General features: G+C 40.7%; 21 protein-coding genes, 3 tRNA genes and 1 pseudogene. 13 read left to right on the forward strand and 12 right to left on the reverse strand.

Annotation, left to right across the window (positions count from 1 at the left end):
* Positions 1 to 124: 124 nt before the first annotated feature.
* Positions 125 to 757: pseudogene (locus KSO91_RS10815) on the forward strand (IS630 family transposase); the annotation flags it as partial.
* 360 nt (positions 758 to 1117) lie between these two features.
* Here KSO91_RS10815 and KSO91_RS10820 read toward each other — a convergent pair.
* The 5 genes from KSO91_RS10820 to mutY form a co-directional block, all read right to left on the reverse strand.
* Positions 1118 to 1193, reverse strand: a tRNA-Phe gene (locus KSO91_RS10820).
* 43 nt (positions 1194 to 1236) lie between these two features.
* Positions 1237 to 1312 (reverse strand) — tRNA-Thr (locus KSO91_RS10825).
* Between the two features lie 74 nt (positions 1313 to 1386).
* Positions 1387 to 1462, reverse strand: a tRNA-Phe gene (locus tag KSO91_RS10830).
* A 133-nt stretch (positions 1463 to 1595) separates the two neighbouring features.
* On the reverse strand, positions 1596 to 1865 hold the full coding sequence (locus KSO91_RS10835) for an oxidative damage protection protein (protein WP_238743016.1): 270 nt from the start codon (positions 1863 to 1865) through the stop codon (positions 1596 to 1598).
* Between the two features lie 4 nt (positions 1866 to 1869).
* A complete protein-coding gene (gene mutY, locus KSO91_RS10840; RefSeq protein ID WP_238743017.1) occupies positions 1870 to 2943 on the reverse strand; it encodes an A/G-specific adenine glycosylase in 1074 nt (357 codons plus the stop codon).
* A gap of 132 nt (positions 2944 to 3075) precedes the next feature.
* Here mutY and trmB point away from each other — a divergent pair, with 132 nt between their 5' ends.
* Together trmB and KSO91_RS10850 are read left to right on the forward strand one after the other, a co-directional pair.
* The gene (gene trmB, locus KSO91_RS10845) at positions 3076 to 3810 is read left to right on the forward strand and encodes a tRNA (guanosine(46)-N7)-methyltransferase TrmB (protein ID WP_238743018.1); all 735 of its coding nucleotides are present in this window, start codon (positions 3076 to 3078) and stop codon (positions 3808 to 3810) included.
* Between the two features lie 224 nt (positions 3811 to 4034).
* On the forward strand, positions 4035 to 4655 hold the full coding sequence (locus tag KSO91_RS10850; RefSeq protein ID WP_238743019.1) for a DUF5610 domain-containing protein: 621 nt from the start codon (positions 4035 to 4037) through the stop codon (positions 4653 to 4655).
* Positions 4656 to 4732: 77 nt separating this feature from the next.
* Here the strand turns inward: KSO91_RS10850 and KSO91_RS10855 are convergent, their stop codons facing one another.
* Together KSO91_RS10855 and epmB are read right to left on the reverse strand one after the other, a co-directional pair.
* Positions 4733 to 5050: a hypothetical protein gene (locus KSO91_RS10855; protein ID WP_238743020.1), complete on the reverse strand. Its 318-nt coding sequence runs from the start codon at positions 5048 to 5050 to the stop codon at positions 4733 to 4735.
* 79 nt (positions 5051 to 5129) lie between these two features.
* Positions 5130 to 6146 (reverse strand): EF-P beta-lysylation protein EpmB, encoded by a 1017-nt coding sequence (epmB, locus tag KSO91_RS10860; RefSeq protein ID WP_238743021.1) that lies wholly within the window; start codon positions 6144 to 6146, stop codon positions 5130 to 5132.
* 27 nt (positions 6147 to 6173) lie between these two features.
* On the opposite strand from epmB, the gene efp reads away from it, so the two are divergent.
* The gene (gene efp, locus KSO91_RS10865; RefSeq protein ID WP_238743022.1) at positions 6174 to 6743 is read left to right on the forward strand and encodes an elongation factor P; all 570 of its coding nucleotides are present in this window, start codon (positions 6174 to 6176) and stop codon (positions 6741 to 6743) included.
* A 120-nt stretch (positions 6744 to 6863) separates the two neighbouring features.
* Here the strand turns inward: efp and frdD are convergent, their stop codons facing one another.
* From frdD to frdA, 4 genes are all read right to left on the reverse strand, one after another.
* Positions 6864 to 7241, reverse strand: coding sequence for a fumarate reductase subunit FrdD (gene frdD, locus KSO91_RS10870; RefSeq protein ID WP_238743023.1), 378 nt, complete (start codon positions 7239 to 7241; stop codon positions 6864 to 6866).
* 13 nt (positions 7242 to 7254) lie between these two features.
* Positions 7255 to 7644: a fumarate reductase subunit C gene (locus tag KSO91_RS10875; protein WP_238743024.1), complete on the reverse strand. Its 390-nt coding sequence runs from the start codon at positions 7642 to 7644 to the stop codon at positions 7255 to 7257.
* A gap of 74 nt (positions 7645 to 7718) precedes the next feature.
* Positions 7719 to 8456, reverse strand: coding sequence for a succinate dehydrogenase/fumarate reductase iron-sulfur subunit (locus KSO91_RS10880; RefSeq protein ID WP_238743025.1), 738 nt, complete (start codon positions 8454 to 8456; stop codon positions 7719 to 7721).
* Entirely contained in the window at positions 8453 to 10237 is a 1785-nt protein-coding gene (frdA, locus tag KSO91_RS10885) for a fumarate reductase (quinol) flavoprotein subunit (RefSeq protein ID WP_238743026.1), read from the reverse strand. Before frdA ends, KSO91_RS10880 begins: the two co-directional genes overlap by 4 nt.
* Before the next feature lie 194 nt (positions 10238 to 10431).
* Here frdA and epmA point away from each other — a divergent pair, with 194 nt between their 5' ends.
* The 3 genes from epmA to KSO91_RS10900 are packed head-to-tail and all read left to right on the forward strand — an operon-like array spanning position 10432 to position 11955.
* Positions 10432 to 11412: an elongation factor P--(R)-beta-lysine ligase gene (gene epmA / locus KSO91_RS10890; RefSeq protein WP_238743027.1), complete on the forward strand. Its 981-nt coding sequence runs from the start codon at positions 10432 to 10434 to the stop codon at positions 11410 to 11412.
* A 2-nt stretch (positions 11413 to 11414) separates the two neighbouring features.
* Positions 11415 to 11639: a hypothetical protein gene (locus KSO91_RS10895; RefSeq protein ID WP_238743028.1), complete on the forward strand. Its 225-nt coding sequence runs from the start codon at positions 11415 to 11417 to the stop codon at positions 11637 to 11639.
* Between the two features lie 55 nt (positions 11640 to 11694).
* A complete protein-coding gene (locus KSO91_RS10900; RefSeq protein ID WP_238743029.1) occupies positions 11695 to 11955 on the forward strand; it encodes a DUF4404 family protein in 261 nt (86 codons plus the stop codon).
* A gap of 80 nt (positions 11956 to 12035) precedes the next feature.
* Here KSO91_RS10900 and rpsT read toward each other — a convergent pair whose 3' ends face one another.
* Positions 12036 to 12296 (reverse strand): 30S ribosomal protein S20, encoded by a 261-nt coding sequence (rpsT, locus tag KSO91_RS10905; RefSeq protein ID WP_238743030.1) that lies wholly within the window; start codon positions 12294 to 12296, stop codon positions 12036 to 12038.
* Between the two features lie 302 nt (positions 12297 to 12598).
* Between rpsT and murJ the strand changes: the two genes are divergently transcribed.
* From murJ to ispH, 6 genes are all read left to right on the forward strand, one after another.
* Positions 12599 to 14167 carry a murein biosynthesis integral membrane protein MurJ gene (gene murJ, locus KSO91_RS10910; RefSeq protein WP_238743031.1) on the forward strand — a complete coding sequence of 523 codons (1569 nt, stop codon included), beginning with the start codon at positions 12599 to 12601 and terminating at the stop codon, positions 14165 to 14167.
* A 188-nt stretch (positions 14168 to 14355) separates the two neighbouring features.
* Entirely contained in the window at positions 14356 to 15297 is a 942-nt protein-coding gene (ribF, locus tag KSO91_RS10915) for a bifunctional riboflavin kinase/FAD synthetase (RefSeq protein WP_238743032.1), read from the forward strand.
* Between the two features lie 29 nt (positions 15298 to 15326).
* Complete coding sequence (ileS, locus tag KSO91_RS10920) at positions 15327 to 18161, forward strand: isoleucine--tRNA ligase (RefSeq protein WP_238743033.1); 2835 nt, start codon at positions 15327 to 15329, stop codon at positions 18159 to 18161.
* An 85-nt stretch (positions 18162 to 18246) separates the two neighbouring features.
* On the forward strand, positions 18247 to 18768 hold the full coding sequence (gene lspA / locus KSO91_RS10925; RefSeq protein WP_238743034.1) for a signal peptidase II: 522 nt from the start codon (positions 18247 to 18249) through the stop codon (positions 18766 to 18768).
* Complete coding sequence (fkpB, locus tag KSO91_RS10930) at positions 18755 to 19204, forward strand: FKBP-type peptidyl-prolyl cis-trans isomerase (RefSeq protein WP_238743035.1); 450 nt, start codon at positions 18755 to 18757, stop codon at positions 19202 to 19204. Before lspA ends, fkpB begins: the two co-directional genes overlap by 14 nt.
* Before the next feature lie 128 nt (positions 19205 to 19332).
* A complete protein-coding gene (gene ispH / locus KSO91_RS10935; protein WP_238743036.1) occupies positions 19333 to 20277 on the forward strand; it encodes a 4-hydroxy-3-methylbut-2-enyl diphosphate reductase in 945 nt (314 codons plus the stop codon).
* Positions 20278 to 20700: the final 423 nt, after the last annotated feature.

The raw sequence follows: 20700 nt of genomic DNA on the forward strand, positions 1-20700 counted from the left end.
ATTCCACTAAGTTATTCATATGCCCACCTTGTTTGCTTTCAAATCGTTTCTTGGTCGAAAGATCTGATCGCTTGGTGGGCATTTAGTTCAATTTTTTATTCTGTTATCCAGAATTCAGGTTAATTACATTCAGGATGAATTTTCCGTTGAGTATAAATTAAAAAATATTTATCGCTTGCTTCATCAGCTAAAATTTTCGTGGATAACGAGTCGTTCTTGGCACCCAAAGCAATCGAAAGCTGTTCAGGAAACGTTTAAAAAAATTCAAAATAAAAACGATCTTTAAGATCCCCTGCCATATATTACTCGATCTCGTTGACGTTTGGTTTCAAGACGAGGCTAGATTTGCTCAACAAAATACAACAACGCGCCTTTGGGCAGAAAAAGGTACGCGTCCACAAGCGGTTAAATACAATAATTTGAATATGCTCATCTATTTGCTGCCGTATGACCCGCCACCGGTGCTGCAGAAGCCTTAATTGCAGCGTATATTGATATCGACATAATGAGAAAGCATCTACAATCAATCTCTGAACGTACGGAGGCAGGGCAACATGCCGTTATTATTGTAGATGGTGCTGCGTGGCATCAGGAGTATTTATGAGAAGAATTTTCGAACATAACACTCATTAAGTTTCCTCCTTACTCACCCGAGTTAAACCCTATTGAGCAAGTTTGGTCATGGTTGAGGCAAAATGAATTAGCTAATCGTTGTTTTGATGGTTACCAAGATATAGTTAATGAATCTAGCCGTGCCTAGAATTTTTTTATCAGTGGCGTAAATAGCGGGAAGAAACTTTGCTCAAGAGATTGGATAAATAGGGGGGACTAATTAATGGAGTTGCTAATAGATCCAATACTCAGCTTATCCTATATACCGCAAAAATAGAGCTGCTAGCGAACTTTTTATATTAGGGCTTGGCATTACATGCATTACCTGTTTTTCTGTCTTAAAATGCTTGATTTGCTTTAATCCAGCCATTCAATCAATTCAACATGCGGGCAGGCATAGAAGACGCTTCTATCTATTGAGCAAAAGCTAAATCACAGACCGAAAGTTTTTCAATAGATACAAAAAAACCGCAAACATTTACATGTTGCGGTTTTTTGTTTGTGATGGTGCTTCGTCTCGGAATTGAACCAAGGACACGAGGATTTTCAATCCTCTGCTCTACCGACTGAGCTAACGAAGCAAAAACTTTAAAACAAGTCTCTTTGAAAATAAAGAGAAATGAATGGTGCCGACTACCGGAATCGAACTGGTGACCTACTGATTACAAGTCAGTTGCTCTACCGACTGAGCTAAGTCGGCACACGAAAACGTGTGCATGTGCACCGAGGTTATTCACCTCAACTTATCGATATATTCATCAATAAGCTATAATATGGTGCTTCGTCTCGGAATTGAACCAAGGACACGAGGATTTTCAATCCTCTGCTCTACCGACTGAGCTAACGAAGCGGAACGAGGCGTATTAAATAGATTTTCGCTTCTATCGTCAACCCCTTTTTTAAAATTTATCCTATTTTCTCTCTGTTTGCCTGTAGTTTAGTCATTATCTGCTTTATTTATGAGCTGAGAGCATTTTGTTGATTTATTTTTTTGGCGTGTAACCTTCAATATCTACATCTTTGTTCTCAAACAGATAAGCAATCATTGTTTGCTCAATGAACTTTCTGTCTTCAAGTTGCATTAGATTTAATTTTTTTTCATTGATCAACATCGTCTGTTTTTTCTGCCATTCATTCCAAGCTTCTTGGCTGATATTATCGAAAATACGCTTACCTAATTCACCGGGAATAAGTTGGAAAGGCAAACCTGGAGCTTCTTTTTTTAAGTAACTACAAAATATATTTCTAGACATTTCTTTATCCTTTATTTTTAATTTTATCAACAGTACTTAATATTTTTTTGGTGGCGGCTGCAAGTCCAATTTTTTGTGGATGTTGTAAGTCATACCAAAGTGTATTACTTTCTTCCACCCCTTGAACGTTGCCAAAATGTTCAACTTCAATTAGAACAGGTGAAATATCAAAATGAAAATGGCTGAAAGTATGACGAAACATGGGCAATAGCGTTTGTTGGTAATTTTCAATTCCATCTGTGTCTAATGTTTGCTGGCATAATTCTAAACTTTCAAACTCCGAAAAACACCATAAACCACCCCATATTCCGACAGGAGGGCGCTGCTTTAATTGTATTATCCGCCTGTTTTGCATTTTCTGCGAGAGTATCAACATAAAAGCGTGTTTTACTGGGATTTTTTTCTTCGCTTTAGGTGTCGGGTACATCTTTACCGTGTTCTGCTTTAATGCCAAACAATCGTTACTAATGGGGCACTCGCCACATTTAGGGTTACTCCTAGTGCAAAGCATCGCACCCATGTCCATCATGGCTTGGTTAAAAATATCAGTATTTTTTTCTGGTGTTACTTTTTCAGCAAGAGCCCATAGTTTATTTTCAATCTGTTTTTCTCCAGTCCAACCTTCAATGGCTTGATGACGAGTTAATACCCGTTTAACATTACCGTCCAGAATGGCGAAATTTTTAGATAAGGTTAAAGATAAGATGGCACCAGCTGTTGAACGGCCTATTCCGGGCAAATCGAGTAGTTGTTGAAACTCTTGTGGAAATTCGCCCTGAAAATGGTCTCTTATGAATTGTGCTGCTTTATGTAAATTTCGCGCTCTAGCGTAATAACCTAATCCCGTCCAGTGATGTAAAACTTCATCTAATGGGGCATTGGCAAGGTAGGTAATGGTCGGAAAAGAACGCATAAATTTAATAAAATAGGGGATCACCGTCGCAACCTGTGTCTGCTGGAGCATAACCTCACTGATCCAGGTTTTATAAAGATTCTTATCTTGTTGCCAAGGTAGCGTTTTACGGCCATATTCTCGTTGCCATTGAATTATTCGCTGACTAAAATCATTTTGATTCAAAACAAACTCTTTATTATTTAAGGGCCATTTTTATGATAAGTGAGCATAGCAGAGTTGCACAAAAAATATAACGTTGCATAATGCAGGGATATTTAATGTGTACAGCAATTACAGAACAACTAAGGTAGATAAATGACAGATCAAGAAAATTTAGTCGCAATTGAAGATGCTGATGGCCCTAGTGAAAATAAGTATATGCGTAAAATTCGCTCCTTTGTAAAACGTGAAGGGCGCATGACTAATCGTCAATCTACCGCTATTGAAAACTTATGGCCGACTATGGGGGTTGATTATAGCGACAAATTGCTTGATTTTAACGTGCTATTTGGTCGCGAAGCTCCTGTGGTTTTAGAAATTGGGTTTGGTATGGGGAAATCGCTTATTGAAATGGCGAAGAATTCTCCAGAGAAGAACTTCTTCGCTATTGAAGTGCATGGGCCTGGTGTTGGCGCTTGCTTAGCGGATGCTGGTGAGCAGGGGGTGACTAATCTGCGCGTGATGAATCATGATGCAGTAGAAGTCTTAGCGCATATGATCCCGGAAAAAAGTTTAGCGACATTTCAACTCTATTTTCCTGATCCATGGCATAAAGCGCGTCATAATAAACGCCGTATTGTACAGCCCGCCTTTATTGAAAATATGCGCCATAAACTCGCGATCGGTGGGGTTATTCATATGGCGACTGATTGGGAAAACTATGCAGAGCATATGTTAAGTGTATTACAAGCCGCCACTGATTTTAAAAATCTCAGTGAATCGGGTGACTATGCTGAACGGCCTGAATGGCGACCTCTGACCAAGTTTGAGAATCGCGGTAATAAACTGGGGCATGGAGTCTGGGATTTACTGTTTGAACGTATAAGTTAATCGATTTTTTTATAAAAAGCCTGCAACTTTGCAGGTTTTTTTTGGCGTAAATTTTTATGTTTTACTGCACCTACTTAATTTTTATTGGGGCGCGACTTTGTAAGAGATAGCCTCCACTGAATTAAGTATCCTTTTGTATAAAAAAAATACAATTAAGGCTTTAGTTTTCCCGGATAAAGCCGATACTCTTCTATATGTACTTTAGATAAACAGAGGTAGAGATTATGGATTCATCAATCAAGCCCAATGCGTCTTTTAGTCAAGATGTTCGTACCTTAGCAAAGGCGGCTGATAAAAAAGAGAGCGGCCCAGTCGGTCAGCAGGTATCCGAACTTGCCCATGAAAAAAAAATATCCGATTCTATTCCCGTGATGAACAAAAAACAGCTTAACGCGTCTATTTTGGAATCCGCCATAAAATTCAATGAAACTATCGCTGGCCAGCCGCAATCATTGCTATTGAAAACTGCGTTGCAAGGGATAAATGATGCATTGAAAGAGATGGGCGTGGAAACCACTGCTGAGGATGCTTATCAGTCTGCGATTGATTTTAGTCCAGAAGCCACTGCCGAGCGTATTGTTTCTTTTAGTACCCAGTTCTTGGGCTCTTACCGAGAACAGCATCCTGACATGGGAGAGCAGGAATCGTTAACTGCTTTCGTTGATATTATCAGCCAAGGAATTGATCAAGGTTTTGGTGAAGCTCGAGATATACTTGGTGGATTAAAAGTACTAGAAGGAGATATTGGCGATAACATCAGTAAAACCTATGAGCTTGTGCAGCAAGGTTTGCACGCTTTTGCTTTTCCGTCCGAGAAGTCAAAGGAAGCGGTAAGCGAATCATAGCGGAGTTGCTCGGCATTAGATCCAGTCAATGATTTTGCGTGATCACAACTAAGTGTAGTCACGCATGATATTCGCCTTTACTCTTTTGTATTGGCTTTAAAGGATTCCAACATTTTAAAAAGAAGTTCAATTTTGACAATAATGGAGGGCAGAAGTATTTTGTAATGCGTTTCATTATCTGTCTGAATTTCTTGTAGATCAGCCGCTAACTCTTCTACGTAAGGTAAAAATGTAATGGAATGATTTTTAAAAGCGCTATCGCGGTTAAATATCTGTGTAAAACCTGTTTTTTGTTGTTGGCGTAATAAGCTCAGCTGTTTGTCCGCATCAACGGCTTTGTGGTAAATAAGTTTTAAATTTTCTTGTAACTGCTTAAGTACATTTTCTTTGCTCATTTTTCTTCCTATTTGATGCTGATACTCAATCTACTCATTATCTATTCATTTAATGAGTAGAACTGCAATAAGACTTTAATTATATAGAATTAATGATGGTTTTTCTTTTCTGACCCGCAATTTCTCGACTTAATTTGGGCACTAAATACCCTGGTAAAGCGATGCTCATCTCTTTGACCAATAACTGTGCATCTTTTTCTTGTAGATCAAAATGCTGTGCTCCTTGCACCTTATCTAATAAGAACAAGTAATAGGGTAATATATTCGCACTAAATAGTGCTTCGCTAAGTCCTATTAAAGCGTTGCTGCTGTCATTCACCCCTTTTAATAATACACTTTGGTTGAGAAGCTGAATCCCTGCTTGATGCAGTTTTAACATCGCCTCCCTAAATGTATTATCTATCTCATTGGCATGGTTGATATGTAAAACAAAAACGACTTGTAAGCGACATTTTTTAAGCATAGCGCATAATGCTTCGGTTATTCTAGTGGGAATAACAACAGGAAGGCGAGAGTGAATGCGCAAACGCGTTAACTGCGGAATAAGTGTTAATTGGTCAAGTAAATACTGCAAAAAGTCATCTTTACTCATTAATGGATCACCACCACTTAAAATGACCTCGTTCACATCGGGATGTGCTTTAATATAAGTGATAATTTCCTGTAATTGTTTTTTATTAATATTGTTGTCTTGATAGGGAAAGTGGCGTCTGAAGCAGTAGCGGCAGTTCACTGCACAGCCAGACTTTAATATCAGCAATACGCGACTTTTGTATTTATGCAATAAACCGGGGATCTCGTTATCATGCTCTTGTAGAGGATCTAAGCTATAACCTTCACTGGTTAACTCTTCACCTTCAACGGGCAGCACCTGCTTTAATAACGGATCGTGAATATCCCCTTTTTTCATTTTTTGTACAAATGGCAGGGGGACTAACATAGGGAATTTTTTACGCGCTAGTGAACTTAATGGCAGACTTTCTGGTGATATATCCAATAATTGCAGAAGTTGTAATGGATTTTTCACTGCATTCGCGAGTTCCTTTTGCCAAGTTGCCAACTGGACTGTATTATCCACAGTAATTATTTTTGTCATTTTTAAAATCAGATTATAGAGGTTAATATGGGAACGTATAATACCAGTGAATTCAAGACCGGTCTAAAAATCATGCTTGATAAAGAGCCTTGTACAATTATCGAAAATGAATTTGTGAAGCCAGGGAAAGGGCAGGCGTTTAGCCGTGTTAAGATTCGTAAATTATTATCGGGTAAAGTAATAGAAAAAACATTCAAATCCGGTGAGTCTGTAGAGTCTGCTGATGTAATGGAAATTGATCTGGCTTTCCTTTACAACGATGGTGAGTTTTTTCATTTTATGAATAATGAAACCTTTGAGCAAATAGCAGCGGATGAAAAAGCCGTTGGGGATATGGCTAAATGGCTCATAGAACAGGATATCTGTACTATTACCACTTGGGATGGTAACCCTATTGCGGTGACTGCGCCAAACTTTGTAGAGGTTGAAGTAACCGAAACGGACCCTGGCCTGAAAGGAGACACTGCTGGAACCGGTGGTAAACCTGCAACACTTGCCACTGGAGCAGTTATTCGTGTACCTCTGTTTATTCAAATAGGTGAAGTGGTTAAGGTCGATACGCGCAGTGCCGAATATGTGGGTCGTGTGAAAAAATAACTATCGCAGTTTATTAAGGTTATACCCATTAGCAATCAAAAATGCTGATTTTTCATGTTGAATGAGAATGGATATATAAAAAACCCAGTAATTGTTGACTGGGTTTTTTATATTTGGCAATTAAAACATCTGTAGCAGTAATGTGAAAACAAAAACGCTGACGGCAAAGGCAAAACCGTAACAGATCACCTGTTGCCAATCACGTCCACGATGAACACCGAGATCATGTAAGCCATGGAAAATGCGATGTAGGGTATGCCACAATGGCAATGCAACTAGCACTAGCACAATGGCGGCGCCGTACCAACTGGTGGCAAAAGCATTTATTTTTTCATAGCTAAAATGTTGCTTATCTATAATCCCAAGTGGAATTAGTAGGCCAGTAATTAAGATCATAACAGGTGTGAAAAAGGCTGTTAGCATCCCTCCTGCACCAAATAACCCCCAAAAAACAGGTTCATGAGAGCGTACATAGGTCTTTTCTGTATTGTTAGGCATCGCCAACCTCCTTTTATAAGGTAATAATCAATAGGCAAAAAACAGTTACTACAACAAATGTGCAGTAATGGGCTGCGATAATCACTTTCTCATCAAGCTTTTTACCTTTCACCCATAAATCAGCCGCTTTGGGGGCCAAAGAGAACCAAGTGATGGTATGGTATAAAGCCAATATCAGCATAATAATATGCAGGAGAATGGCAAATGGGCTCTGCAGTGCATCAAGCCAACCATTAAAAGCGACTTCGCCTTGGCTCAGGCGGAATACACCCCAAGCTAAAATTAAACTGTATAGGGTAACGAAAACACTGCTGCCTTCTCGGATCATATATTTGGTATAAAACAGTTGTTTCATCCACCAATCCATTGGCAGTTTGCGTATGTAGGGGTTGCGTTTACTCATTATTTACTCCTTGTTATCTACGGTGCTTAACAGCTGCTGAGCTAGGAAAAGTTAACCTGACTATCGCAGCCACCTTAATCTGGTTTAAACATGCCAATCAGGTAATCTTTACTACTTTCAACTTTGAGTAGCTGAATTGCTGCCGCAGGATCAACATCTTTTGGGCAAACAACTGAGCAATAGCCAACAAAGGTACAGCCCCAAACACCTTCCTCTTGATTCACTATTTTCATTCGCTGTGCTTCGCCATTGTCTCGGCTGTCTCGATTGTAACGCGCCAGTAATGCCAATGCAGCAGGACCTGTAAACTTTTTATCTAAGGCATATTGCGGACAAGCCGCGTAACAAAGACCACAATTGATACACATTGAATACTGTTTGTATTTTGCCATCTGCTCGGGGGTTTGTTGATATGGTCCTTCAGATAAACATTTATTTTCTCCTGGGATGATGTAGGGCTTAACAGATTCTAATTTTTGGATAAAATCATCCATCACGACTACAAGATCACGTTCAATAGGAAAATTAGCTAAGGGCTCCAAGCTAACTTTTTTTGGATAATAATCACGCAGAAACACTTTACAGCCCAATTTGGGTACACCGTTAACCATCATGCCGCAACTACCACAAATCGCCATACGGCAGGACCAGCGGAAACTGATACTGCTATCGAGGTGATCTTTAATATACTGCAGTGCTTCTAAAACCGACAGTTCAGGCGTATAAGGCACCTCAAAAGTCTGCGTGAAGGGTTCACTATCCAGCTCTGGACGGTAACGTAGAATATCAATCTCAACGGTTAATTCACTCATTCAGCTTTCTCCTGCGCATGTGCTTTTTCACCGGCGGCACCATAGGCCCTTTCTGCGGGTTGGCTTTTGGTGATGGTTACAGATGAATAATCTATTTTTGGTGCTTTATCACTTTGATAATAAGCCAGTGAGTGCTTTAAAAACTTCTTATCATCGCGTTTTTCGAAGCCGTCAATGCGTTGATGAGAGCCGCGTGACTCTTCTCGTGAAATTGCACTGTGTGCCATCGCTTCTGCGGTATCAAGTAGATAGCCCAGTTCAATCGCGTATAGAAACTCAGTATTAAAAACACTCGATTTATCATTGATTTGAATGTTTTTATAGCGTTGTTTGAGTTCAGCCAGTTTATCAATGGTTTTTTGCATCGATGCTTGAGTGCGATAAATACCCACTCCCTCCTCCATGCTGTCACCCATTTCTTGACGAATATCCGCCATCTTTTCGGTACCTTGACTATGTAACAAGGCTTCCGTACGTTGGAGAATCGCCTCGGCCTGTTTTCTTAAAGGGGTTAGTTTTTCATGTTTAGTGTTGCGCGCGTAATTTGCGGCTTCCTGTCCAGCTAACTGCCCAAAGACGGCAAGCTCAGTCAATGAGTTTGAGCCTAACCGGTTGGCGCCATGTAAACCAATTGAAGCACACTCGCCAACGGCATATAAACCAGCAAGTTTAGTCGCTGTTTTTGCATCGGTTTCTATTCCGCCCATGGTGTAATGAACGGTCGGGCGCACTGGGATGGGATCATAAACCGGATCAACACCCACATAGGCTTTAGAAAGCTCGCGGATAAAGGGCAGACGTTCATTAATTAGTTTTTCACCAAGGTGGCGAAGATCAAGGTATACAACATCACCACGAGGGCCTTTAATTACATTACCTTTTTGTTGTTCTTGCCAGAAACACTGGCTGATTTTGTCGCGTGGACCAAGTTCCATATACTTGTTTTTAGTCTGTCCAATGGGAACTTCTGGGCCTAAACCGTAATCTTGTAAATAACGGTAGCCATTTTTATTTAATAAAATACCGCCTTCACCACGGCAACCTTCAGTCATTAAAATACCGCTACCAGGTAAACCGGTTGGATGGTATTGCACAAACTCCATATCTCGCAGAGGAACCCCGTGGCGGTACGCAAGTGACATGCCATCGCCAGTCACAATACCGCCATTGGTATTATAACTATAAACTCGTCCAGCTCCGCCAGTGGCCATGATCACTGATTTCGCCTGAATAAGTTTTGTTTCACCTTCAGCAATATCGAGTATTAAAACACCTTGAACTTTGCCATCTTCAACGAGTAGATCTAAGCAAAAATGCTCATCAAAGCGGGTGATTTTTGGATGCTGTAGGGAGGTCTGAAAGAGCGTATGCAAAATATGGAAACCACTTTTATCAGCGGCAAACCAAGTGCGTTCTATTTTCATTCCGCCGAATGCGCGTACGTTAACAGTGCCATCTTCTTTACGGCTCCATGGGCAGCCCCAATGCTCAAGCTGAGTGAGTTGTTTGGCCGCATTTTCAACAAAATACTGTACGACATCTTGTTCACATAACCAGTCGCCGCCGGAAACGGTATCGTCAAAATGGTTATCAAGTGAATCATGATCTTGCGCAACGCCAGCAGCGCCACCTTCGGCTGCAACCGTATGACTGCGCATAGGGTAGACTTTAGATATTAATGCTATCTCTAAATCAGGGTAATTTTCTGCAATTTCAATCGCGGCCCGTAGACCTGAGCCGCCAGCGCCAACAATAGCGACATCTGTTTTAATTATCTGCACACCTTTTCTCCCATAAACAATTTATGAATAATTAAGTGTATCAGTATTTTCTTGTAATTCCGTGAGAAAAGTAAGGTTTCTCAATATTATAGCAAAGGTATATGGCGTTGCTCAAAGAGGTTAATGGAAGATTAACGTTGTTTTTATTTCCCGGGAAAAAAATATTGGGTAAACTGGCCATAAAAGGAGATCTTATGGATTGGTTACCAAGCGCAAATTTACAACAATTGCGAAAAAGGGCGAAAATAATACAAACGATTCGCCAATTTTTTATTGATAGGGGATTATTAGAGGTCGAAACGCCGACATTAAGTCAAGCCGCTGTGACAGATATTCATCTTTCCTGTTTTAAAACCTCTTTTATTGGACCGCAAATATCATCAGCAAAACCGAGCCAGTTAGGTGTGTCTCTCTATCTGCAAACGTCACCTGAGTTTCATATGAAGCGTCTATTGTCCGCCGGAAGTGGTTCTATTTTTCAAATTAGTAAGGTATTTCGTAATGAGGAGTCCGGACGCTATCATAATCCAGAATTTAGCTTACTAGAGTGGTATCAGGTCGGCTTTGACCATTTTTTATTAATGGATGAGATGGACCAACTATTGCAACTTGTCCTGTGCAGTGAAAGCGCTCGCCGCTGTACCTATCAAGATGCTTTTTTAGAAGTCTTAGCGGTTGATCCATTAGAGGCTTCAATTGCAGAGCTCAAAGAAGCTGGCGCGTCATTGGATCTCGGTGATGTTTTAAGCGCAGAAGAAAATCGTGATACGATTTTACAGCTGCTATTTTGTGTCGCCATTGAGCCCGTTATTGCCTTGCATGCACCTTGTTTTATCTATAATTTCCCTGCTTCGCAAGCGGCTCTGGCGAAAATATCGCAGCATGATCCACGTGTTGCTGAACGTTTCGAGGTTTATTATAAAGGCATTGAATTGGCCAATGGATTTAATGAGTTGAGTGATTCAGCCGAGCAGTTAAGACGTTTTGAGGACGATAACCGTTTACGTAAACTGAGCGGTCTTGTGGCGATGCCTATTGATTACCGCTTTATTAGCAGTTTACCGCATCTTCCTGATTGTGCGGGCGTTGCATTAGGCATTGATCGTTTATTGATGCTGGCGATGGGGAAAAGTCACATTAATGACGTATTAAGTTTTTCGATTAAAGGAGCTTAAAGATGGCAAAATTATGGTTAACCAATCGTGTTTATCCTTTCTGGGCATATTTGATTCGTATTGCCTATTGGTTAGTCGCTATTTTTATTTCATCTCTCTATTTACAATATTATTCTCAGCAAAGTTGGTTTAAGATCGGGTTGATGTTGATTAGTGTGTTGTTTGTAGTGGCTTTTCTTGCTTTAGCGCGTATTCTTGATGATCATTGTAAACCACCCAAATCTTAATGCTTATTTTAATACTACAATTTTATTAGAGTGCAAATAATAAGTCGAGGTATGTATGCCAATAACAAAAGTGAAGTCCGAGTTTAAAAAATTATCAGCAATTTTAGATAATGATCTGATTGCCGATGAATGCACCGCAGGTGAATTGAAACAGGTGCATGATCAACTTCAAGAGGCGATAAAATCGCGCGATCCTGCGCAGCTTATTCGTGATAAAAAACTGTTGCAACAGCTGGTTATTTTTGAAGAAAATAATCCGGTTGTTGGTAAAGCAATTAAAGACCTAATCATTGCGTTATCTAGTATGGGGATTTGATAAGGATTTATCGCCAAAAATAGAACACAAAAAAACCGACATAAAGTCGGTTTTTTTCTGGGCTTAAAAGCAATTGTTAATTAAAGCTCTTTAATCTTAGCAGAAAGACGGCTTTTCTTACGAGCAGCTGTATTTTTGTTGATTAAGCCTTTAGTAGCGTAGCTATCTAAAACTGATTGCAGTTTAATAAACTCAGCTGTAGCAACTTCTTTATTGCCCGCTTCGATAGCAACAACAACTTTCTTAATGAAAGTACGTGTCATTGTACGACGGCTTGCATTGTGTTTACGGCTTTTTTCAGATTGTAAAGCACGTTTTTTCGCAGACTTGATATTAGCCAAGACCTTAACTCCTAAATTCTGTATAACAAGGGATAATCAAAGGTCGAGGAATATGCCTTGTAACACGTATATTGTCAAATGGTTTCTTTGTAACCGCTGAAAAAACTGGTAAGAAATCATTCAGGTGGTTAAACTGCGCGCATTTTATACCCAAAAGGCTTGTAGATGCAAATTGATAGTGCAGTTAGTGGCTATTTATAGGGCATAATTAGGGATCTTTTTTTATCGCTGGTCGATTTGACCACATTAGGCTGTGCAGGGAAAATTGCTTTGACTGCTAAATTTCATTTAGGAAGTAGATTGTGAGTAGAAAATTATTAAAATCCGGTCTAATTGTTAGCTCAATGACATTGCTTTCACGTCTGTTAGGTTTGCTTCGAGATATTGTGATTGCTCATTTAATGGGCGCGGGTGCCGCTGCCGATCTGTTTTTTTTCGCCAATAAGATCCCTAATTTTTTACGTCGCTTATTTGCAGAGGGCGCCTTTGCTCAAGCGTTTGTACCAGTATTAACTGAATATGAAAGAACCAAGTCAGTCGATCAGATCAAAACGCTAATTGCCGCTGTGTCGGGAACATTAGGCACGATTGTTACTGTTATCACTATTTTGGGGGTCTTGGGCTCATCGGTTATTACGGCTCTATTTGGTTTTGGTTGGTTTTTAGAGTGGTGGCATGGTGGTGAGGAGGCTTATAAATTTGAACTCGCCTCATTGATGCTAAAAATCACCTTTCCCTACCTCTGGTTTATCACTTTTACAGCCCTTTCTGGCGCTATTTTAAATACATTAGGGAAATTTGCAGTGGCTGCTTTTACCCCCGTATTTCTGAATATAGCCATTATTGGTTGTGCACTTTTTGTTTCTCCTCATTTAGCACAACCTGAAATTGGCTTGGCGATGGGGGTGCTGATCGGTGGCATGATTCAATTTTTATTTCAAATTCCATTTTTACGCAAAGAAAAATTGCTGGTCAAGCCTACTTGGAACTGGAAACATCCCGGTGTTGTTAAAATCAGAACCTTAATGATTCCTGCGTTATTCGGTGTTTCAGTGAGTCAAATTAATCTATTACTTGATACCTTGATCGCCAGTTTTTTACAAACGGGGTCGATTAGCTGGTTATATTACTCGGATCGCTTGTTGGAATTCCCACTGGGGTTATTTGGTATTGCTATTGCAACTGTTATTTTACCTAGCCTCTCGGCATCCCATGTTTCCCAAGAAAACAATCATTTTGCTAAAACCTTGGATTGGGGTATTCGCATGGTGTGTTTTTTAGGCTTTCCGGCAATGCTCGGTTTGATTGTGTTAGCTGAGCCGATGCTACGCGTTTTATTTATGCGTGGTGAATTTGCCATGCAAGATGTGTCCATGGCTTCCATGAGTTTATGGGCCTATGGAAGTGGATTGCTGAGTTTTATGATGGTGAAGGTCTTGGCGCCGGGATATTACTCTCGTCAGGATACCCGAACCCCAGTTAAATATGGCATTATTGCGATGCTCAGCAATATGGTGTTAAATATTATTTTTGCCATCCCTTATGGCTATGTGGGGCTGGCGATTGCAACAACTATTTCGGCTACATTGAACGCGTGTTTATTATGGTTTGGCTTATACCGCAGCGGTGTATATCAAGTGCAAAAAAACAGTTTGTCAGTATTACTTCGGATTGTTTTCTCTGGCTTAACGATGGCGGCCGGACTCGCTCTATTTAATCCGTCACTGAGTGAGTGGGCACAGTTTGCTCTGTTTGATGCAGCTTTAAAGCTGTTTGCTTTGATTACTGCTGCCGTTATCGGTTATTTCATGGTCTTGCTATTGATTGGCTTACGCCCCCATCATTTTAAAGTTTCGGCCGACAATGATTAAAATGAGGGCTGATTAGTTGCTCACTCTGCTATATAATCGTCTCTTTTATCTTCTCGATGCGACTATTTAAGTTTAAAAATGGAACTATTGCTGGCGTTGGTAATATTAAAGTCATGTATCAGTACCACTTTTAATTAAACGTGATCGGAACCATCAGTGGTTATTATCGGAATAAATAGTTAAATATAATGGAATTATTGCGCGGCATTCACAATATCAAAGCAGGGCATCGTGGCTGTGTTTTGAGTATCGGTAACTTCGATGGGATCCATCTGGGCCATAGCGCTGTACTGTCGCGCTTACTCGTTGAAGCAAATCGGATAAAAGTGCCGGCAACGGTTCTTATTTTTGAGCCTCAACCCGAGGAGCTCTTTGCTGGGGACAATGCCCCTGCACGTTTGAGTCGTTTGCGTGATAAATTTGTGCAGCTAGATAAACAGGGGATAGATCGTTTATTATGCATTTCATTTACGCACCAGTTTGCCAATTTAAGTGCGCAAGATTTTATTGAAGAGTTATTAATTGAAAAACTGGATGTGAAATTTTTGGTGGTGGGTGATGACTTTCATTTTGGTTATCAACGCCAAGGTGACTTTAAGTTGCTTCAGGAAGCCGGTCAAAAGTACGGATTTGAAGTCGTCGATACGCGCAGTTTATTGCAACAGCAACAGCGCATCAGTAGTAGTCGTATTCGTGATTTTCTCGCAACTGGCGAATTGCAGCAAGCGGCGCTTATGCTGGGGAGAAAGTACAGCATAACAGGGCGTGTTGGGCACGGGCAAAAATTAGGTCGTACGATTGGTGTACCCACTGCCAACCTACTTTTAAAGCGTCGAGTCTCACCCGTTTCCGGGGTATTTGTTGTATCGATACTCGGTATTAATGATAAAACCTATCAGGGCGTGGCGAATATCGGGCAGCGGCCAACCGTACAGGGCATTCGCCAGCAGTTAGAAGTGCATCTATTTGACTTCTATGGCGATCTGTATGGGTCGCTATTGGAAGTCGTATTAGAAAAAAAATTACGCGATGAAGTCCGTTTTGACTCATTCGCAGAGCTAAAAATTCAGATAGACAAAGATATAACGTTGGCCAAAGAGTGGCACCAACGACATGCACAGAAATCGTAATCAAACCTTTATGCTAATGGAAAATTGAAATGAGTGACTATAAAGATACGTTAAACTTACCTAAAACAGGTTTCCCAATGCGCGCAAACCTTGCTAACCGTGAACCTAATATGTTGAAAGATTGGTACAGCAAAGATCTTTACCAACAGATTCGCAGCGCTAAAAAAGGTAAAAAAACATTTATTCTGCATGACGGCCCTCCCTATGCAAATGGCGATATTCATATTGGTCACTCTGTTAATAAAATATTAAAAGATATTATTATCAAATCAAAAACACTGTCTGATTTTGATGCGCCTTATATTCCTGGTTGGGATTGCCACGGTCTGCCTATTGAATTAAAGGTAGAGCAAAAACATGGTAAGCCGGGTAAAAAATTAACGGCAGCGGAGTTTCGGCTAAAATGCCGTGAATATGCCGCGCGTCAAGTTGACGGGCAACGTAAAGATTTTAAACGTCTGGGTGTGTTAGGCGAGTGGGATAATCCTTATCTAACTATGGATTTTTCAACAGAAGCCAATATTGTGCGCGCACTGGCTAAAATCATTAAAAATGGGCATCTGCATAAGGGCTCGAAACCTGTGCACTGGTGTACCGATTGTGGTTCTGCATTAGCAGAGGCTGAAGTGGAATATGAAGATAAAAAATCACCCGCAATTGATGTCGTTTTTACAGCGGTAGATAACCAAGAGGTTCTTAACTGTTTCCAAGCTGAAAGCGATGATTTTGGGCAGGGTGACATTGCCATTGTAATATGGACCACAACGCCTTGGACGCTACCTGCTAACCGTGCCGTGGCATTAGCTGCGAAAGTAGAATATTCATTAGTGCAAGTCGGTGAGCGTCGTCTTATTTTAGCAACCGATTTAGTTGCCGATTGTATGGCACGCTATGGTATTGAAGAATTTAAAACATTGGCTATTTGTACGGGAATTGATTTAGAACTCAAACAATTTAATCATCCGTTTTTAAAGTTTTCAGTTCCGGCGATTGTTGCCGATCATGTAACGACTGATGCCGGTACGGGTTGTGTTCATACCGCGCCTGGGCATGGTCAAGATGATTACGCGGTTGGTTTACGTTATGATTTAGAAGTCGCCAACCCAGTTGGTGATAATGGCGTATTTAGAGACGATACAGAGTTTTTTGCTGGTTTACATGTTTTTAAAGCCAATGATCGTGTTGTTGAAGTATTAGAAGAGCATCATGCATTATTGTGTCATAAAACGTTATTACACAGTTACCCACATTGCTGGCGACATAAAACTCCGATTATATTCCGAGCAACACCGCAGTGGTTTATCGCTATGGATCAAAAAGGCTTGCGTGATAGCGCCTTAAATGAAGTCAAAAAGGTTGAGTGGATCCCAAGCTGGGGACAAAATCGCATCGAAAAAATGATTGAAAACCGCCCCGATTGGTGTGTTTCTCGTCAGCGTACTTGGGGAGTCCCGATTACTTTGTTTGTGAATAAAGAAACCGATGAATTACACGAAAACAGCGTCGAAATGATGGAGCTGATTGCGCGTAAAATAGAGCAAGAAGGTATCCAAGCTTGGTGGGATTTAGAGCCTGAAAGCCTATTAGGTTTTGAAGCTGATCAGTTCCGTAAAGTGACCGATACGCTAGATGTTTGGTTCGACTCCGGCACGACCCATGCGGCTGTAGTTGGCGTGCGTCAAGAATATACACAAAGCGATGGTGAACAAGCCGAAATTGATATGTATCTGGAAGGTTCCGATCAACATCGTGGTTGGTTCCAATCGTCATTGATGACCAGTATGGCAATGAATAATAAAGCGCCTTATAAAGAGGTGTTAACGCACGGTTTTGTGGTGGATGGACAAGGTAAAAAAATGTCTAAATCCTTAGGCAATGTTATGTCTCCACAAACGGTGATGAATAAACTTGGTGCGGATGTGTTGCGTTTATGGGTTGCGTCAACGGACTACACCGGTGAAATGACTGTTTCAGATGAAATATTAAACCGCAGCGCCGATAGCTACCGCCGTATACGTAATACATCACGCTTCTTATTAGCGAACTTACATGGTTTTGAACCCAGCCGCGATTTAGTAGCACCAGAAGAGATGGTCGCATTGGATCGTTGGATCGTTGCGCAGGCACTGACCTTGCAAAATGATGTCATTGAAGCCTATAACACTTATAGCTTACATATTGTTTACCAAAAAATAATGCACTTTTGCTCTATTGAGTTAGGTAGCTTTTACCTTGATATTATTAAAGACAGACAATACACCGCAAAAGCGGACAGTAATGCGCGTCGTAGTTGTCAAACCGCACTGTTCCATATTGCCGAATCAATGGTGCGATTAATGGCGCCTATCCTTAGCTTCACTGCAGATGAAATTTGGGGCAATATGCCCGGTGTACGTGATCAGTTTGTTTTCACTGATGTTTGGTATGATGGTTTATTCGGTCTTTCTGATAACGAAGTGCTGAGTAATGAATCATGGGCAAGTCTAATCTCTGTGCGTGCTGAAGTGAATAAAGCATTGGAGTTAGCACGTAAAGATAATATTATTGGTGGCGGGCTGGAAGCGGAAGTCACACTTTACGCCTCGCCACAGCTAACGCAATTATTGACTAGCTTAGAAGATGAATTACGTTTTGTATTAATTACCTCAAAAGCCTCCGTTATGCCATTAATAGACGCGCCTTCAAGTGCCATCGTAACTGAAGTTAACGGGCTATCGGTTAGCATTGTCAAAAGTGCGGCTGCAAAATGCGCGCGTTGCTGGCACCATCACGAAGAGGTTGGTCAAGATGTACAGCACCCTGAATTATGTGGCCGCTGTATAACCAATATCGATGGTGTGGGTGAAGTGCGTAAGTTTGCGTAATACCGACTCTGCTGATTAACCATGACTAACGCCTTAATTTCTTAAGGCGTTTTTTTAGGATTTTATTTTTTGTGAAGGATAGAACATGAGCGAAAGAATAGAAAGATCTGGACTGCGTTGGTTATGGCTTTCAGCTATTATTTTTGTAATTGACCAAGCCACTAAATACTGGACAGTACAAGCTTTAGATTTATATGAATCTTACCAAGTGCTGCCGTTCTTTCACTTTACATCGGCACGTAATTATGGTGCCGCTTTTAGCTTTTTAGGTGATGCGGGTGGCTGGCAGAGATATCTTTTTACGGTTATCGCGCTAGCTGTTTCGGCTTATCTCATTTATTCACTCAAACACAATAGTCAGCTGCAGCGCTGGACGAATATTGCATTTGCACTGATTTTGGCCGGTGCTATTGGTAATGTAACGGATCGTTTACTGTTTGGTTACGTGGTGGATTTTTTAGATTTTGATTTGGGTTTTTACCGCTGGCCAACCTTTAACGTTGCCGATATCAGCATTTTTATCGGCGCTGCTATTATGATTCTAGAATCTTTCTTTGCACCGACAAATAAAGGCGCTGCGAAAGGAAATAAAAATGAGCGAAGTTAAGGGAAATGTGATTAAAGCCGATAGTGAAGTATTGATGCACTTCTCGATTTGTTTAGCTGATGGTTCTGCAGTTGATAGTAGTAAAGTCAATAATAAGCCGTCCAAATTTGTAATGGGGGATGGCAGTTTGACCCCCGGCTTTGAAAAATGTTTGCTGGGGTTAAAAGAGGGGGAATCTCAGACATTTACGCTGGCACCAGAGTCCGCTTTTGGTTTATCTAACCCTGACAATATTCATCATATCGAATTAAGTAAATTCAACGCAGACTTACCCGCTGAAGTGGGAACGATTATCAGCTTTACTCAACCTGATGGCAGTGAAATACCGGGCATTATTCGCGAAGTGGTTGCCGAAAGTGTCACGGTCGATTTTAATCATCCACTTGCAGGGCAAACCTTAACCTTTGCCGTTGATTTGTTAACTGTATTGAATTAATAGCTAATAAACTCATTATCTATTCAGTTTTTTAGAATGAATGATTAGCAGCATAAATGAATAGATAATTATCGGGTTTGCTATTATTAGAACAATCGCTATAGCCGTTATTTAGAGAGAGATTACCGATGGAAATTATTTTAGCTAATCCGCGTGGCTTTTGTGCAGGTGTACACCGCGCAATATCAATTGTTGATCGTGCCTTAGATATTTTTACACCACCCATCTATGTGCGTCACGAAGTGGTACATAACCAATATGTAGTTGATTCTTTAAAAGCGCGTGGCGCAATATTTGTCGAAGAGCTGCACGAAGTACCGGATAATCAGATTGTTATTTTCAGCGCCCATGGCGTATCTCAAGCTGTACGTGCAGAAGCCAGTATTCGCAAGTTAAAAGTGTTTGACGCGACATGCCCGTTAGTGACTAAAGTGCATATGGAAGTGACACGCGCAAGTCGTCGAGGTCAAGAATGCGTGCTGATCGGTCATCATGGGCATCCCGAAGTGATTGGCACGATGGGGCAATATGATAACCAAGCAGGGGGGATTTATCTGGTTGAATCACCTGAAGATGTCGATAAATTGCAAGTTAAAAATAGTCATAGTCTCAGCTACAGTTCGCAAACCACCCTCTCTGTTGACGACACGGCTAATATTATCGATGCGTTACGCAATAAATTCCCTGATATTGAAGGACCACGTAAAAATGATATTTGTTATGCCACACAAAACCGTCAAGATGCAGTAAAAGATCTCGCCCAAAAAACAGATCTAGTCTTAGTCGTCGGCTCAATAAACTCATCTAACTCAAATCGTTTACGAGAAAAAGCAAGTGGTGTGGGGGTTAATGCATACCTTATCGATAATGAAAACGATATTGATACTGATTGGTTGAAAAACGTCAATATAGTAGGAGTCACTGCGGGCGCATCGGCACCAGAGATACTGGTTAAAGCAGTGATTGCAAAACTACAAACGTTAGGGGGAACCCTAGTAACAGAAAATCCCGGAGTAGAAGAAAATACTATCTTTGAAGTGCCTGCTGAGTTGCGTGTTAGGGAGATTGACTGACAACAGACACCCTGAATTTATAACCTCGCGAGGAGACACTACGCGAGGTTATAAACGCAATCACAATATGATTGAGCCTCCTACTTGCCATTTTATTGCTAACACTTCTTTAGCTTGCAGATGGCTCATCTATTTTACTCTCCTCAATTCCCCTAATTGCCAATAAATCAGATAACTTAACATGCTTATGTATTTAGCTCAGATAAAATAAAAACACGTCAAAAAATTGCACCACAGAGTAAAATGAGGGAAAACATAGAAAATAATACTTATCTTATATTTTAGTATGTTAGTTTTTTCTCTGTGTAGCGCGCAGCGCCTCTGTTAATGAATGCGAACCGAAACGCAGTTTCGCAGTCGCATGAAGTGTGCGTGGTAGTGGTTTTAATCTTTTTACAAAAAATAACCTGAGTCATCTACATA

It is taken from the genome of Psychromonas antarctica (genome assembly GCF_022267535.1).
GTDB classification, from domain to species: Bacteria; Pseudomonadota; Gammaproteobacteria; order Enterobacterales; family Psychromonadaceae; genus Psychromonas; species Psychromonas antarctica.

Excerpts from the sequence above, each read along its gene's own strand:
- KSO91_RS10835 (WP_238743016.1), bottom strand. The coding sequence starts at position 1,865 with ATGTCTAGAAATATATTTTGTAGTTACTTAAAAAAAGAAGCTCCAGGT.
- trmB (WP_238743018.1), top strand. The coding sequence starts at position 3,076 with ATGACAGATCAAGAAAATTTAGTCGCAATTGAAGATGCTGATGGCCCT.
- KSO91_RS10850 (WP_238743019.1), top strand. The coding sequence starts at position 4,035 with ATGGATTCATCAATCAAGCCCAATGCGTCTTTTAGTCAAGATGTTCGT.
- KSO91_RS10855 (WP_238743020.1), bottom strand. The coding sequence starts at position 5,050 with ATGAGCAAAGAAAATGTACTTAAGCAGTTACAAGAAAATTTAAAACTT.
- epmB (WP_238743021.1), bottom strand. The coding sequence starts at position 6,146 with ATGACAAAAATAATTACTGTGGATAATACAGTCCAGTTGGCAACTTGG.
- efp (WP_238743022.1), top strand. The coding sequence starts at position 6,174 with ATGGGAACGTATAATACCAGTGAATTCAAGACCGGTCTAAAAATCATG.
- frdD (WP_238743023.1), bottom strand. The coding sequence starts at position 7,241 with ATGCCTAACAATACAGAAAAGACCTATGTACGCTCTCATGAACCTGTT.
- KSO91_RS10875 (WP_238743024.1), bottom strand. The coding sequence starts at position 7,644 with ATGAGTAAACGCAACCCCTACATACGCAAACTGCCAATGGATTGGTGG.
- KSO91_RS10880 (WP_238743025.1), bottom strand. The coding sequence starts at position 8,456 with ATGAGTGAATTAACCGTTGAGATTGATATTCTACGTTACCGTCCAGAG.
- epmA (WP_238743027.1), top strand. The coding sequence starts at position 10,432 with ATGGATTGGTTACCAAGCGCAAATTTACAACAATTGCGAAAAAGGGCG.
- KSO91_RS10895 (WP_238743028.1), top strand. The coding sequence starts at position 11,415 with ATGGCAAAATTATGGTTAACCAATCGTGTTTATCCTTTCTGGGCATAT.
- KSO91_RS10900 (WP_238743029.1), top strand. The coding sequence starts at position 11,695 with ATGCCAATAACAAAAGTGAAGTCCGAGTTTAAAAAATTATCAGCAATT.
- ribF (WP_238743032.1), top strand. The coding sequence starts at position 14,356 with ATGGAATTATTGCGCGGCATTCACAATATCAAAGCAGGGCATCGTGGC.
- ileS (WP_238743033.1), top strand. The coding sequence starts at position 15,327 with ATGAGTGACTATAAAGATACGTTAAACTTACCTAAAACAGGTTTCCCA.
- lspA (WP_238743034.1), top strand. The coding sequence starts at position 18,247 with ATGAGCGAAAGAATAGAAAGATCTGGACTGCGTTGGTTATGGCTTTCA.
- fkpB (WP_238743035.1), top strand. The coding sequence starts at position 18,755 with ATGAGCGAAGTTAAGGGAAATGTGATTAAAGCCGATAGTGAAGTATTG.
- ispH (WP_238743036.1), top strand. The coding sequence starts at position 19,333 with ATGGAAATTATTTTAGCTAATCCGCGTGGCTTTTGTGCAGGTGTACAC.